A 14,572-nucleotide genomic window follows, 5' to 3' on the forward strand; every position below is an offset into this window, starting at 1 on the left:
CCGTCCTCGGCCCGCCGATAGGCGCGGATCACGGTTGCGCATGCCTCACCGAGCCGGTTTGGCATGCGTAACCGTGATCCGCAGGGAAAAGGGGCGGCCGGGAAACCCCGGCCGCCCCGAAGAGCTTCTAAGCGCAAGCGCTTAGCTGTGCCTCTGCTTCTGATCGCGAGCGATCAGAAGTCCATGTCACCGCCGCCCGGAGCGGCCGGCGCGGCGGCCTTCTCCGGCTTGTCGGCCACGACGGCCTCGGTGGTGAGGAAGAGGGCCGCGATCGACGCCGCGTTCTGCAGCGCGGACCGGGTGACCTTCGCCGGGTCGATGATGCCGGCCTTCAGCATGTCGACGTACTCACCGGTGGCGGCGTTCAGGCCGTGACCCGTCTCCAGGTTGCGGACCTTCTCCGACACGACGCCGCCCTCAAGGCCGGCGTTGACGGCGATCTGCCGCAGCGGCGCGTCGAGCGCCACCTTGACGATGTTGGCGCCGGTCGCCTCGTCGCCCGCCAGGTCGAGCTTGTCGAACGCGCTCTTGCCGGCCTGCACGAGGGCGACGCCACCGCCGGCGACGATGCCCTCCTCGACGGCCGCCTTCGCGTTGCGAACGGCGTCCTCGATGCGGTGCTTGCGCTCCTTCAGCTCGACCTCGGTGGCCGCGCCGACCTTGATGACGGCCACGCCGCCGGCCAGCTTCGCCAGACGCTCCTGGAGCTTCTCGCGGTCGTAGTCGGAGTCCGACTTCTCGATCTCGGCGCGGATCTGGTTCACCCGGCCGTTGATCTGCTCGGTGTCACCAGCGCCCTCGACGATCGTGGTCTCGTCCTTGGTGACGACGACCTTGCGAGCGCGGCCCAGCATGTCGAGGCCGACGGAGTCCAGCTTGAGGCCGACCTCCTCGGAGATGACCTGGCCGCCGGTCAGGATCGCGATGTCCTGCAGCATGGCCTTGCGGCGGTCGCCGAAGCCCGGGGCCTTGACGGCGACGGACTTGAAGGTGCCGCGGATCTTGTTGACGATGAGCGTGGCCAGGGCCTCGCCCTCGACGTCCTCGGCGATGATCGTCAGCGGCTTGCCGGACTGCATGACCTTCTCGAGGATGGGCAGCATGTCCTTGACGTTACTGATCTTGCTGTTCGCGATCAGGATGTAGGCGTCCTCGAGGACGGCCTCCATGCGCTCCGCGTCGGTCGCGAAGTACGCCGAGTTGAAGCCCTTGTCGAAGCGCATACCCTCGGTGAGCTCAAGCTCCAGGCCGAAGGTGTTGCTCTCCTCGACGGTGATGACGCCTTCCTTGCCGACCTTGTCCATCGCCTCGGCGATGATCTCGCCGACGGTCGTGTCCGCGGCGGAGATCGACGCGGTCGAGGCGATCTGCTCCTTGGTCTCGACGTCCTTGGCGAGCTTGGCCAGCTCCTCGGCGACGGACGCGACGGCGGTCTCGATGCCCCGCTTGAGGGCCATCGGGTTCGCGCCGGCCGCGACGTTGCGCAGGCCCTCCCGGACCAGCGCCTGGGCCAGGACGGTCGCCGTCGTCGTGCCGTCACCGGCGACGTCGTCGGTCTTCTTGGCGACCTCCTTGACCAGCTCGGCGCCGATCTTCTCGTACGGGTCGTCGAGCTCGATCTCCTTGGCGATGCTCACACCATCGTTGGTGATGGTCGGAGCACCCCACTTCTTCTCCAGCACGACGTTGCGGCCCTTCGGGCCGAGCGTCACCTTCACGGCGTCGGCGAGGGTGTTCATGCCCCGCTCAAGGCCGCGGCGCGCCTCCTCGTCGAATGCGATCATCTTGGCCATAACGGCGATGTCCTCCTGGACAATCCCGGCATTCCGCACCTTGGTGGGCACGAAACGCCGCCTGTCTGATACACCTTCGCCGGGCGGATAGCCCGCGACGACCGGTCACCGAACGCCCTCGCCAGGAGGACGGTCAGGCGACCCCACCGCTCCGACTCTTGGTTTCCATTGTGTTGGCACTCGTTCGAGCTGAGTGCCAACACCTTGTTTAGCACTCTGCCCTGCCGAGTGCAAGCGAGTCCGCCCTGGAGCAGCAGATCAGGGTTATGCCTGTGATCTTGGCACAAGATCGCAGGCATAACCCTGATCTGGGAAAACGAGCCCCGAAGTCAGTCGAGTTCGGCGGCGAGCGAGCCCGCCGAGACCGGCCCCTCGTGCCCCCGCTGTTCGGCGTACGTGAGAAGGATCCCGACGAACTGGATCATCGTGAACGGCAGCCCGATGACGGCTCCGACGCCCGCCACGACCGCCGAGCCGGCCATCGACAGCCCGGTCTGCCCGGCGAGCTGCACCGAGCTGCCCGGGTCGGCGCTGAACGAGCCGAGCCCGCCGAAGGCCAGGTTGAGGACGTTCTCCACCGTGCTGGTCACGATCGAGCCGCCGATGAGGATCACGAGGATCATGGCCAGCCGCCCGAGCACCCGGCCGAGGTTGTTGTTGAAGATCGTGAAGGACCGGCCGATGGGCGTACGCCGCTCGAACAGGTAGATCGGCCCGACCAGGGCGGTGGCGGCGAGCACGTAGAACGCCGGCAGCACGCAGGCGACGGCCCCGGCGATGATGAGCAGAGCGGTGAGGAGATTCCAGCCGAACAGGCCGAGGCACCGCCGGAAGCCGTACCGCAGCGCGTCGCCGACCGAGGTCGGGGCGCCGGCCGCGTCCCGAGTCACCACATAGGTGCCCGCGGCGTAACCGGCCGCCTCCACCACCGTGAAGAGCACCGCGGCGACGACGAGGGCGCCCATCAACCCGAGGAACGGACCGAGGAGCGTGTCGAACCGGGGGTTCTCACCGGACTCGGCGGCGTCGAGCACCTCCTGCTGCCACGGCACCAGCACCGCTGCCGTGCCGACCGCCGACACGACGGCGAGCACAATGGAGGGCAGCAGGTGGGTGATGGCGAAGACGGCGGCGATGGACTTCCATGACCGCTGGAACACCGACGACATGCGGCCGAACCAGCCCCCGATCCCCGCGTACGGCGGGTTCACGAGGGGGTCGTACGGATTCGGGTACTGCTGCCCCGGCGCCTGGTAGGCGGCCGGCGGGGGCAGATAGTCGGACGGTGGCGGCAGTTCGGTCATCGGGCACTCCGTGAGGGGGAACGGCGGGCATGAGAAGGCGCCGGACTCGCGAGGGGGGATGAGCCTCGCCAGCCGGCGCCGCCGGGGTGCTGAAGCTTCTGGTCAGGCGATGATCCGGACCTTCTCGGCCTGCGGACCCTTCTGGCCCTGCGCAATCTCGAACTCGACGCGCTGGCCGTCGTCGAGCGCCTTGTAGCCGTCCATCTCGATCGCCGAGAAGTGGACGAAGACGTCCTGACCCCCGTCGACGGCGATGAAGCCGTAGCCCTTCTCGCTGTTGAACCACTTGACGGTGCCCTGTGCCACTGTGACACTTCCTCACTTCGATGGTGCTGGGTCTGTCGTAGACCCCCGAAGGGCGTTCGCCCGCCGGAGCCATGACATCGAAGATCCATCCGGCTCCAGCGATGTCATCAGCCAGAACCGCACGATACTTGAGAGTGTGCGCTTGCGCACTACCCGAATTCGGACAGGTGACTGCCCTGGTCAGCGGCCCTGCGTCACCATCTCCGGGCGTCGCGGGTTGACCCCGTCGTGACGACCCGCTGGCGCCCGAATCACGTTCAGGTATCGGTTCTTTTGTGCGCGATCGGCCTTCTCGTGGCGGTCGCGGTGGTCTCATTACATGAGACTCCACAACCCGCGCATTCCACTGTCAACGCCGCCTCCGCGCCGCCGTCGCCGTCCGCGTCGGCTCCGGTCGCTCCACTTGTACGCGTCAAGTCGCCGGGCTTCTTCAGTTGGGCGCTCCTGAATCGGCGTACGCGGGAAGTAGTCGGCTCGGCGAACCTGGCCGAACACAGCGACACGATGTCGATGGTGAAAGTGTGGCTGGCCGCGGACTACCTGACGCAGACGAATCCCGACCCGGACGCGAAGGCGCAGGCGATGCTGCGCCGGATGATCGTCGACAGCGACAACGCGGCGGCGACGAAGGTCTTCGGGCTCAACGGCGGCATCGTGACGATCGAGCGGATGGTGTCCGTGTGCGGGCTGGCCGACAGCGCGCCCGATTATCAGGAGAACCGGTGGAGCCCGACCATCGTGTCGGCCCGCGACACCGTACGCCTCGGTGAGTGCTTGGCGGAGGGGACGGCGGCCGGTCCACGATGGACGGAGTGGCTGCTCACCCAGATGAGACAGGTACGCGGAGAAGGCGACTTCGGCGTACGACTGGCGTTGCCGAAGTCGGATCGAGCCGCCGTGGCCATCAAGAACGGCTGGTTCATGCGCCCCGAGGACGACCAGTGGCACGTCGCCTGCCTGGCGATCGGACCGGCCTGGGTGGTCAGCGTCCTGTTGCGGTATCCGAAACGGCTGGGGCTGGGCCACGGAAAGCAGGTCTGCCAGGAGGTCGGGTCGGACCTCCTGGCAGAGCGGGCGCTCGACTAGGCCGCCGGCGCGGGGCGGCGCGACTGCACGATGCGGAACCGGCCGGCCACGTACGCCCCGTCGGTGAGCGAGGCGTTGGCCGCCGCGTTCGCGCCGCTGGCGTGGAAGTCGGAGAACGCGGCGGACTGGTTGACGAACACTCCGCCGGTCAGGTTCTCCGACAGGTGTACGCCGACCTCCTGCGCGGCCAGCTCGACTTCGTCGAGCACCGCTTCGGAGGTGGAGTAGACGGCGGCCGTGATGGCGCCCTTCGCGCCCACGGTCTTCCGGAAGATCGTCAGCGAGTCCTCGGTCGACGCGGTCGCGATGGCGAAGGCGACCGGCCCGAAGCACTCGGTGTCATAGCCGTCCTTCACCGACACGATCATCGGCGTACGCACAGTCGCTTCGGCGTACGCGGGATGGTCGAGCGGGCGGCTGTCGAGGACGACGTCGCCCAGCGCGCGGGCCGCGTCGATCCGGTCGAGGACGGCCTCGTTGACGACGGCCCCGGTGAGCTCGACGGCCTTGGCCGGGTCGGCGGTGATCGCCTCGACGGCACCCTTGATCCCGGCGACCACCTCGTCGAACGACTTCGGCCCAGTCTCGGTCGGGACGCCCCCGGCCGGGATCAGCAGGTTCTGCGGGGTCGTGCACATCTGGCCGCTGTAGAGCGTGAGCGAGAAGGCCAGGTTCCGGCACATCCCGGCGAAGTCGTCGGTGGAGTCCACGATGACCGTGTTGACCCCGGCCTTCTCCGTGTAGACCTGGGCCTGCCGCGCGTTGGCCTCCAGCCATTCCCCGTACGCCGTCGAGCCGGTGAAGTCGATGATCTTCACGGCCGGGTCGAGCGCCAGCTCCGAGGCGATCGGAGCCTCCCGGGTGTCCACCGCGAGCTGCACGACGTCCTCGGGCAGCCCGGCCTCGGCGAGCACCTCGCGCGCGATCTGCACGGTGATCGCCAGCGGCAGCACCGCGCGCGGGTGGGGCTTGACGACGACCGGGTTGCCGGTCACCAGCGAGGCGAAGAAGCCCGGCCACGAGTTCCAGGTCGGGAAGGTGTTGCAGCCGATGACCAGGGCGACCCCGCGCGGGACGACGTGGAAGGTCTTCGTGAAGACTTCGCCCCTCTTCTCCCAGGTCGCGGTCGGCGCCTGCCGCGTCATCTCCACGTACGCGTACGCGATCGCCTCCAGCGCACGGTCGAGCGCGTGCGGCCCACCGGCCTGGAACGCCATCACGAAGGGCTGCCCGGTCGTCGCGTGCACCGCGTTGGCCAGCTCGAACACCCGGCCCTTGAGCCGGTCGAGGATCTCCAGCCCGACCCCCGTACGCGTCTGCGCACCCGCGTCGCGCCAGGCCGGCAGCGCGGCGGACGCGTTCGCGATCAACTCCGCGGCGGGCGTGGTCGCGTACCGGACGTCCAGGTCGATACCGAACGGGGACTTCTCCGGGGCGATCCGTGCTCCTGAGCCGGGCAACGGGAAGTCCTGGCCGAGCAGGGCTTCGAACGCCGCCTTCCCGTCGGGCGCGGCGGCCTCCCCCCAGACCTTGGGGCTCGGCGACTCGGGGTACGCCGACCAGTACACACGCTCGGCGATCGCCCGCTGTGCCCGGTCGAGCAGCTCTTCATGGGTGGCGAAGAAAGACATGCCCTCATCATGCCCGACGCGTGGTCACGGTCACACTTGAACGCGTTCAAGTCGTGGTGCTAGCGTCTGAGTCGTCAAGTTGAACGCGTTCAAAAGACGCGCTCGACCACGTCGTCACCGACTGGAGTTGGGGCAATGGATCCCAAGCTCGGCCTCTACCTGGCCTATCTGGTAGTCACCGTCGCGCTGACCGTCTGGGTCGCCCGGACGCTGTTTCGCAACGGGCAGGTGTTCCTGAAGGACGCGCTCGCTGACGAGGAGCTCGCCGCCAGCGTCAACAAGCTGCTGGTCGTCGGCTTCTACCTGCTCAACCTGGGGTACGTAGCGCTCGCCATGAAGACGACCGAGACCGTCACCGACGCCACCGCCGCCGTCGAGAACCTGGTCACCAAGCTCGGCATCGTGATGCTCGCGCTCGGCGCGATCCACTTCTTCAACGTCTTCGTGCTGACCCGGTTCCGCAAGCGGATCCAGCGCCAGAACCTGGCCCAGCTCGTGCCGCCGCACCTCCCGCCGGGACGGCCGCAGCACCCCGCCGCCACCGCGGCGTACCAGCCGCCGCAAGGACCGCGACCGGCGATGCAGCCGCAAACTCAGCTGCAACCGCCACTGTGAGTCGCGCGTGACTCACTCGATCGGGGGCAGGCGGAGCGTGGCGCGAGCCACGCTCCGCCTGGTTATACGGTGAACGACGTGACCGAACCCAGCCCCGGCGCCACATCCGGCAAGGGCGAGCAGACCCGCCGCCTGATCGTCGAGACCGCGATCCGGCTCTTCGGCGAGAACGGCTACGAGAAGACGACCATGCGGGCCATCGCCTCGGCCGCCGGGCTCTCGGTCGGCAACGCGTACTACTACTTCAGCAGCAAGGAAGCCCTCGTCCAGGAGTTCTACCTCGAACTCCAGCGCGAGCACTCCGCCGCCGTCGAGCCGATCCTGACCGCCGGGGGCGCATTCGGCGACCAGCTGCTCGGCGTACTGGAGTCGGGGATGCGCGTCTGGGGGCCGCACCACGAGTTCGCCGGCAAGTTCATCGGGCTCGCCGCCGTGCCGGGTTCACCGGTCAGCCCGTTCAGCCCGGAGTCCGAGGAGTCCCGGAAGATCTCGCTCGACATCTTCCAGCGACTCGTCGACGGCACGACCACCAAGATGGACCCGGCCCTCCGGGCCGAGCTGCCCGAACTGCTCTGGCTGCTCCAGCTCGGCGTCGTCGTCTACTGGGTGCACGACGAGTCGCCGGACCAGACGAAGACCCACAAGATCATCCAGCGCGGCGTCCTGTACCTGGAACACCTCGTCGGCCTGTCCCGCCTCAAAGTCTTCCGCCCGGTGACCGTGCAAGGCCTCGCCTTGCTCCGCATGCTCCGCTAGGGCGCGGGGGTGCAGGGAGGGGCGGTGAAGCCTGCCGGGGTCGCCACGAAGGCGTGCGACACGTACTTCCCAGGCGCCACGCGATCCCACAGATCCGTCGCGCCCGCCTCACCGGTGATCTGCTCACCGCGTATCTGGCAGGAGATGGGAAGCTGCGCGGCGCCGGCGGCGAACCCCACGACCGCGCCGGTGCGCGACGGCTTGTCGCGGACCAGCAGTGGGGAGCCGTCGGTGGCGACCGAGCCGCGCGGGCCTGGGGTCGTCCACAGGAAGGCCACGCGGACCCAGGCGTTGTCACGCAGCCCGAGGCCGTCGCGGAAGGCGCGGTCCGCGAGGTCGATGCCCGCCGGATTGCTGACGGTACGCCCGAACTCGTCGCGCCCCCGGTTGTAGCCGTCCGCGTACGCCGCCTGCGCGGCCGGCTTGCCCCGAGGCAGGTCCTTCCACATCTGACGGTTCGCGTTCCAGTAGTCGTCCTTGGTGTTCCACGGGCCGACGTCCCAGACCGGAATGAAGACACACCGGGTCGCGGTGCAGACGCGTACGGTGCGATTGCCCTGGTTGCGGCCCGCTAGGCCGAGCCGGGACGGCAGTGCGGCGAAGAGGTCCTCGCTCGCGATGCGGTGTCCGTTCGCGGTCACCTCGCCGATCAGGCCCTCGCGGGTGGCGTACACCCGGGCCTCGAACGGATCGTCCGCCCAGGCCGCCCCGGGCAGACCCATGACCAACGCCACGACCAGCATGACCCCCCGCTTGATCATGGCACCATGATGCCGGGTACGCCCAGCTCAGGGCGTACCCGACACGCTTGATCCGCTCAGAAGTCCTTGCGCCAGTTCTGGAAGGCGTACTGGGGGCGGAAGCCCATCTGCTCGTTGATCGAGATCATGTAGCCGTTCTCCGCCGCGTTGAACGTGTCGATCGCGGTGACCTTCGGGTTCTGCTCCCGGTACCACCGCAGGTTCTCGACCTTGACGAGGGCGCCGAGGCGGTGACCCCGGTGATCGGGATCGACGATGGTGATCTGCTGCCAGCCGTGCCAGTCGCTATCGTCCTCGGCGGAGATCGTCGTCCAGGCGACGACCCGGCCGGTCTCCTCGTGCACCATGCCGGTGTGGAAGCTGGTCCGGCCGCGGGCCATGATCGCCGCCTCCGTCTTGCGTACGCGGTCGGCGTCGACGTTCATCGGCTCCCAGCCGGTGTCGCCCATCGGCGCGTCGGCGAGCAGCCGCCCGTCCAGGTACGCGATGTCGTGGACGATGTCGTCGGGAGTCGGGTCGTTCCACCGGATCAGGCGATAACCGTCGGCCTTGGCGCGCGCGTGGGCGAGCATCTCGTCGAGGACGGACTCGTCGCCGTCCGACAGCTGGAGGACCCGGTTGACCTCGGGCAACGCGTCGCGATATCCCATCGCGCGGGCGAATGCCGGGCCGTCTTCGTCCGGAGCGACCAGGTTCAGCTCGGGCAGGGTCCAGGCGGAGTGGCTGTTGACCGTCTTCTTGCCCAGTTCGCGCGCCCGATCCTCGGCGAAGGCGAGCAGCTCACGGCCGAAGCCGCGGCGCCGGTGCTCGGGGGAGACGCCGATCTCGAGGCCGGCCTTGTCGAGGTTGTCCTCGGTGTAGTGCTCCACGTCGACGAATCCGACGACCTCGCCGGCCGCCAGCGCGACGTAGTTCTCGTGGACGTTGCCTGGCCAGGGATGCTCGAACATGCGCTCCAGGCGCTTTCGCGTCGGTGGCGGGAACGCGGGCGTTTCATGTTTATGCAAAGCCGTCGCGGCGATGACGTAGTTGTCGAGTGACTCGGGATCGCCGGGGGTCACGGGGGTGATCTGCAGACTCATGCCCCCAGCGTCGCCCACGACGGGCGCGGCCGCACCCGGTTTTCACCGTTCACGCCGGACGCTGGGACGGACGCTGGATCAGGGTTCCCGCTCGAATCTTGCCCCAAGATTCGACCCAGAATCCTGATCCAGCGCTCAAAGACAGAGCTGGAGGACAGCGCTCGAAGAGAGTGCTCAAGGAGCCGTCAGAGGAGGCCGGCTTCCTTGGCCGCCTTGAGCGACGGCTTGACCCGGTAGGTCGGGCCGACCTGCTCGGCGACGGCGTCGATGGTCTTCAGACCCTCGCCGGTGTTGAACACGACGGTCTCCTTGGCCGGGTCGAGGCGACCGGTCTTGACGAGCTTGACGAGGCAGGCCGTGGTCACGCCGCCGGCCGTCTCGGCGAACACGCCGGTGGTTCGGGCCAGCAGCTGGATGCCAGCGCGGATCTCCTCGTCGTCGGCGTACTCCATCCAGCCGCCCGTGCGGCGCACCGACTCCAGGGCGTACGGGCCGGCGGCGGGGTCGCCGATGTTCAGGGACTTCGCGATGCCGGTCGGCTTCTGCGGCTGGATCTCGTCGGTGTCGTTGTGCAGCGCCAGCGCGATCGGGTTGCACCCGGCCGACTGCGCGCCGAAGACCGTCCAGCCCTCGGCGGGCGCCTCGACCAGCCCGATCTCGACCAGCTCCTCGAACGCCTTGTCGATCTTGGTCAGCAGCTCGCCGGAGGCCATCGGGATGACCACCTGCGCCGGGATCCGCCAGCCGAGCTGCTCGGCGACCTCATAGCCCAGCGTCTTCGAGCCCTCGGCGTAGAACGGCCGGACGTTGACGTTGACGAACGCGGTGTCCTCGAACTCGTCGGTCTCGACCAGCTCCGAGCAGAGCCGGTTGACGTCGTCGTAGGAGCCCTCGATCGCGACCAGGTCACCGCCGTAGACCGCCGTCGTCACGATCTTGCCGGGCTCCAGGTCGTGCGGCACGAACACCACCGACGGGACACCGGCGCGGGCGGCGTGCGCGGCGACCGAGTTCGCGAGGTTGCCAGTCGACGCGCAGGCGTACCGCTGGAAGCCCAAAGCCTTCGCCGCGCTGAGCGCGACCGACACGACGCGGTCCTTGAACGAGTGGGTCGGGTTGGCGGAGTCGTCCTTGATCCACAGACCGCCGGTGATGCCCAGCTCCGCGGCCAGCAGGTCCGCGCGCACGAGCGGCGTGAGACCCGGGTTCAGGGTCACCCGCGCGGCCTCGTCCTGGCCAGCGGGCAGCAGGCCGGCATAGCGCCAGATGTTGTTCGGGCCCGCCTCGATCTGCTCGCGGGTCACCTGCTTCAAAGCTTCGATGTCGTACGCGACTTCGAGCGGTCCGAAGCACTCGAAACAGGCGTGCTGAGCCGCGAGGGGGTAGGTGGCGCCGCAGGCGCGACAGACGAGGTTGCGGGCGGGCGATGCCGTGCCAAGCACAGTCATGAGAACTTTCCTCTCATCTTCCCGGGTTGAATCCGGACGGAGTTGGCACCTACCGCCGCAGCACTATGGCCGGGCCAGGGGTTGCCGGAGCTTCATCGGGCCGTGTCCCTCTGCTCCTCTGGATGAGGTATTCGGTTGTGCAGCCAGTTAAGCAGAACCATGATCCCGGCTGCGACCAGGTTCCGAGAGGTGAGATGTGACTCTCACCTCTCGGTCATGAGGCGGTTACGAGGTGACGTCCTTCCGGAGGAAGCGGATCCAGGCGGCGATCCAGAAGATCGCGGCGTACGCCGCCGCCGAGATCGCGCCCTTGACGACGTCGTCCACCTGCACCGGCGTCGTCAGCAGCCCCAGGTACGCCTGGCTGTAGTGGGTCGGCAGCAGGTTCCGGATGACGCCGAGCGCCGTGATCTGGTTGAGGATGCTGGACACGATGTAGAGCAGCACCGCACCGCCGACCGCGCCGAGCGGGGCGTCGGTCAGCGTGGAGAGCAGGAACGCCAGCCCGGCCACGACCAGCAGGGAGAGCCCCAGGTAACCGGTGACGGCGAGCAGCCGGACGAGGCCCTCGCCGGTGGGGATGTCGGCGGCGAGGCCGGAGCGCAGCGGGTGCCAGCCGTAGCGCAGGGTGCCGACGGCGAGCGCGGTGCCGAGCAGGGTCAGCATGGCCACCGCGCAGTAGCCGAGGGCGACGGTCAGCTTCACGCCCAGCAGGCGGGCCCGCGGAACCGGGATCGCCAGCAGATAGCGCAGGCTCCCCCAACTCGCCTCGCTGGCGACGGTGTCGCCGCAGAACAGGGCGACCACGACGACCAGCAGGAAGCCGGAGCTGACGAACAGCGTGAACAACGCGAAGTTGAGCCCGCCCGCGGTCGCGACGTCGACGAGTGCGGAGAACTGGCCGCGGCCGCCGGACTCGTCGTCGTCGGACGAGCCGAGCTGGAAGGCGACCAGCAGGATCAGCGGGAGCAGGACCATGAAGCCCAGCGCCAACTGCGTACGCCGACGGCGCCATTGCCGACGCCACTCCGAGCCGACGGTCAACGTGCGGTGCGCGCGGTAGCCCTCGGCCGCGCCCTGAACGGTGAGGGTGCTCATCGGTCTCCACTTCCTGCCGTCGAGTCGCCGACCAGGGCGAGGAACGCGTCTTCGAGCCGCCGTCGCGGGGTCACCCGGTCGACGCCGACCCCGGCGCGGACCAGGGCGGCGACCGCTTCGCTGCGGGACACCTCGCCCAGGTCGGCGACGAGCGTGCGGTCGCCGTCGACGGCGTACCCGGCGACGCCGTCCACCCGGTCGAGCACCTTCTGAGCCAGATCGAGATCGTTCACCTCGAACTGGGTCGTCGGGGTGTCGCCGACGATCTCGTCCACCCGGCCCGAGGCCACTACCCGGCCCTTGTGGACGACGACGGCGTGCGTGCAGGTCTGCTCGACCTCGGCCAGCAGGTGGCTGGAGACCAGCACCGCCCGGCCGTCGACCGCGTACCGCTGGAGGACACGGCGCATCTCGGCGATCTGGGGCGGGTCGAGGCCGTCGGTCGGCTCGTCCAGCACGAGCAGTTCGGGCAGGCCGAGCATGGCCTGGGCGACGGCCAGCCGCTGTTTCATGCCGTGCGAGTACGTCTTGACCCGTCGATGGATCGCGTCGCCGAGTCCGGCGATCGCCAGCGCCTCGGTGAACTGCGCGTCCTCCCAGGGCCGTCCGGTCGCCCGCCAGTACGCGCGCAGGTTCTGCTCACCGGTGAGGTGGGGCAGGAAGCCCGGCCCTTCGACGAGCGCCCCGATCCGGGAGAGCACCGGCGCGCCCGGGGCCAGTTTGTGCCCGAAGATCAGCACGTCGCCGGCGGTCGCCTGGGTGAGCCCCATGAGCACGCGGAGGCTGGTCGTCTTCCCGGCGCCGTTCGGGCCGAGGAGACCGACGACCTGACCCCGTTCGACGGTGAAGCTGATCTCGTCGACCGCCACGAACTTCCCGTACGTCTTCCGCAGTCCCTTGACCGACAGCGGCGTCTCGGCGTACTCCTCGGTGATCTTCTGTTCTTTGCGCCGGCCGCGGATCCGCGCGATGACCACGGCCGCGATCACCCCGATGATCAGCGCCGCGACCAGGCCGGCGAGCACCCAGACCCAGAGCGCCTCGGAGGTCTGGATCGGCGTGCCGTTCACCGTCGGCAGCGTGAGCTGGGCGGCGGCCAGGTCCACCGAGTAGGTGACGGGGTCGACCGGCCCGAGGTACGCCTGGTCGGCGGTGGCGACGACGAGCCGCAGCCGGTTGCCGTCCTCGACCCGGTGCACGATGCCCGGCAGGGTGACCTCGACCGGCTGGGCCGTGCTCAGCGACGCCGGCAGTCCGGTGAGCCTGAGCGGCGTGAGCAGCCCGTTGTCCAACGTGGCGGTGCCGTCCGGCGCGACGTCGTAAAGCTTGACGAAGATCGTCGCCTCGCCGGTCGGCGAGGCCACCTTGATCCGGACCTTGGGCGAGCCGACGACGGTCAGCCCGCCGCTGATCGGCTCGGTGTCGAACCGGGCGTGCTGGCCGGGCAGGTCGGCGGCGAGGCTGCTGAGCAACGAAGCGGCCGCGCCCGCGCCGGGCAGCGAGGACACCGCCGCGGGTGAGCCGTTCGGCGGGCTGGCGATCTCCTGGGCCCGGCCGCTCAGCTCGACCGTGGTCGTCGCGTCGCCCCCCATCCCCGGGTACGCGTCCACGGAGTAGCCGGTGGCGAGCCGCCCCCGCTCGACGGCGTCGAGCCCGGTGACCCGGGAGTAGGTGAAACTCGTCGACGGAGCGTCGCCGTCGCCGCGTACGTAGTGGTCGAGCCATTGCAGCATCAGGAACTTGACCCGGTCCTGATCGGACTGCGCGCCGTCGCCGCCGTCGTGGCCGCCGGTGAACCAGGCCACGCGTACGGGAGCGTTGGTGATGCCGTGCGCGTTCGCGTCCGCTTCGGACAACGGGAAGAGGGTGTCCGCCTCGCCTTGGACCAGCAGGGTCGGCGCCTTGATCCGGTTGAGCACGCCGGCCGGGCTGCGCTCGCCCAGCAGTGCCTTCGTCTGATCGTCGAGCACACCGGTCGTCGCGAGCTTGAGGTACGCCGCGCACACGTCGGCCGCCCACCGGCCACAAGCGGGATCGCCCGCCCCGGCGCCCTTGGCCGGCGCGCCCATGGCGGAAGCGCCGCCGGCGAAGAAGACGCCCGCCCATGCCTGCTTGAACACGCCGTTCGGCACGAGCGCGGTGCCCAGGTCGTTCCAGGTGATCATCGGCACGATCGCGTCCACACGCTGGTCGTACGCCGCGAGCAGGAGGGCGAGGCCACCGCCGTAGGAACCGCCGACCACGCCGACCTTGGGATCTCCCGCGCCGTCGAGTTCGATGTCCGTACGCGCGGCCAGCCAGTCCAGCAGCAGCTGGGCGTCCTTGATCTCGTACTGCGGGGCGTCCAGGTGGATGTGCCCGGTGCTGCGCCCGAACCCGCGCGCGGAGTAGGTGAGGACCGCGTACCCGCGATCGGCGAGATCCTTGGCGTCCTGCGCGACCGACAGCTTCGTTCCGCCGAAGCCGTGCGCCAGCAGCACCGCGGGATGCTTGCTCTTGCCGTCGCTCGGGAGATACAGCGTGGTGTCGAGGACGGCGGGATCGTCGCCTTGCGCGCCCGGCACCATCGTCTCCACCGTCTGGTACGCCGCCTGAGCGGGCTGGGCCGCGATCGCGACCGCCGCGACGGCTAGGCCGATCGCGGCTACGACGCCGACAAGGCGCCGGGAGATGCTGCGCATGAGGCCAACCG

General features: G+C 69.1%; 12 protein-coding genes and 1 riboswitch. Of the genes, 3 read left to right on the forward strand and 9 right to left on the reverse strand.

Annotated features, from left to right (window positions below):
* Positions 1 to 173: 173 nt before the first annotated feature.
* The 3 genes from groL to HDA40_RS21210 all read right to left on the reverse strand — a co-directional run bounded on the left by groL (position 174) and on the right by HDA40_RS21210 (position 3,403).
* Positions 174 to 1,793, reverse strand: a complete 1,620-nt coding sequence (groL, locus tag HDA40_RS21200; protein WP_253763715.1) for a chaperonin GroEL — start codon at positions 1,791 to 1,793, stop codon at positions 174 to 176.
* 329 nt (positions 1,794 to 2,122) lie between these two features.
* Entirely contained in the window at positions 2,123 to 3,097 is a 975-nt protein-coding gene (locus HDA40_RS21205; RefSeq protein ID WP_253758540.1) for a hypothetical protein, read from the reverse strand.
* 102 nt (positions 3,098 to 3,199) lie between these two features.
* Entirely contained in the window at positions 3,200 to 3,403 is a 204-nt protein-coding gene (locus tag HDA40_RS21210; RefSeq protein WP_027342428.1) for a cold-shock protein, read from the reverse strand.
* A gap of 306 nt (positions 3,404 to 3,709) precedes the next feature.
* On the opposite strand from HDA40_RS21210, the gene HDA40_RS21215 reads away from it, so the two are divergent.
* Positions 3,710 to 4,489 (forward strand): serine hydrolase, encoded by a 780-nt coding sequence (locus tag HDA40_RS21215; RefSeq protein WP_253758543.1) that lies wholly within the window; start codon positions 3,710 to 3,712, stop codon positions 4,487 to 4,489.
* Here the strand turns inward: HDA40_RS21215 and paaN are convergent.
* Positions 4,486 to 6,120, reverse strand: a complete 1,635-nt coding sequence (paaN, locus tag HDA40_RS21220) for a phenylacetic acid degradation protein PaaN (RefSeq protein WP_253758546.1) — start codon at positions 6,118 to 6,120, stop codon at positions 4,486 to 4,488. The genes HDA40_RS21215 and paaN overlap by 4 nt on opposite strands.
* Before the next feature lie 135 nt (positions 6,121 to 6,255).
* Here paaN and HDA40_RS21225 point away from each other — a divergent pair, with 135 nt between their 5' ends.
* Together HDA40_RS21225 and HDA40_RS21230 are read left to right on the forward strand one after the other, a co-directional pair.
* Positions 6,256 to 6,735 carry a hypothetical protein gene (locus tag HDA40_RS21225; RefSeq protein WP_253758548.1) on the forward strand — a complete coding sequence of 160 codons (480 nt, stop codon included), beginning with the start codon at positions 6,256 to 6,258 and terminating at the stop codon, positions 6,733 to 6,735.
* A gap of 78 nt (positions 6,736 to 6,813) precedes the next feature.
* The gene (locus tag HDA40_RS21230) at positions 6,814 to 7,491 is read left to right on the forward strand and encodes a TetR/AcrR family transcriptional regulator (protein ID WP_253758550.1); all 678 of its coding nucleotides are present in this window, start codon (positions 6,814 to 6,816) and stop codon (positions 7,489 to 7,491) included.
* Here HDA40_RS21230 and HDA40_RS21235 read toward each other — a convergent pair.
* The 5 genes from HDA40_RS21235 to HDA40_RS21255 all read right to left on the reverse strand — a co-directional run bounded on the left by HDA40_RS21235 (position 7,488) and on the right by HDA40_RS21255 (position 14,561).
* Positions 7,488 to 8,252: a DUF8814 domain-containing protein gene (locus HDA40_RS21235; RefSeq protein ID WP_253758552.1), complete on the reverse strand. Its 765-nt coding sequence runs from the start codon at positions 8,250 to 8,252 to the stop codon at positions 7,488 to 7,490. The two genes, HDA40_RS21230 and HDA40_RS21235, sit on opposite strands and share 4 nt — an antisense overlap.
* A gap of 56 nt (positions 8,253 to 8,308) precedes the next feature.
* A complete protein-coding gene (locus HDA40_RS21240; RefSeq protein WP_253758554.1) occupies positions 8,309 to 9,334 on the reverse strand; it encodes a GNAT family N-acetyltransferase in 1,026 nt (341 codons plus the stop codon).
* 185 nt (positions 9,335 to 9,519) lie between these two features.
* Complete coding sequence (thrC, locus tag HDA40_RS21245; RefSeq protein WP_253758556.1) at positions 9,520 to 10,782, reverse strand: threonine synthase; 1,263 nt, start codon at positions 10,780 to 10,782, stop codon at positions 9,520 to 9,522.
* 10 nt (positions 10,783 to 10,792) lie between these two features.
* A riboswitch (SAM riboswitch) is annotated at positions 10,793 to 10,911 on the reverse strand.
* Between the two features lie 96 nt (positions 10,912 to 11,007).
* Positions 11,008 to 11,880 carry an ABC transporter permease gene (locus tag HDA40_RS21250; RefSeq protein ID WP_253758558.1) on the reverse strand — a complete coding sequence of 291 codons (873 nt, stop codon included), beginning with the start codon at positions 11,878 to 11,880 and terminating at the stop codon, positions 11,008 to 11,010.
* Complete coding sequence (locus tag HDA40_RS21255) at positions 11,877 to 14,561, reverse strand: alpha/beta fold hydrolase (RefSeq protein ID WP_253758560.1); 2,685 nt, start codon at positions 14,559 to 14,561, stop codon at positions 11,877 to 11,879. The genes HDA40_RS21250 and HDA40_RS21255 overlap by 4 nt, the downstream gene beginning before the upstream one ends.
* Between the last annotated feature and the right edge of the window lie 11 nt (positions 14,562 to 14,572).

This window comes from Hamadaea flava (assembly GCF_024172085.1).
GTDB classification, from domain to species: domain Bacteria; phylum Actinomycetota; class Actinomycetes; order Mycobacteriales; family Micromonosporaceae; genus Hamadaea; species Hamadaea flava.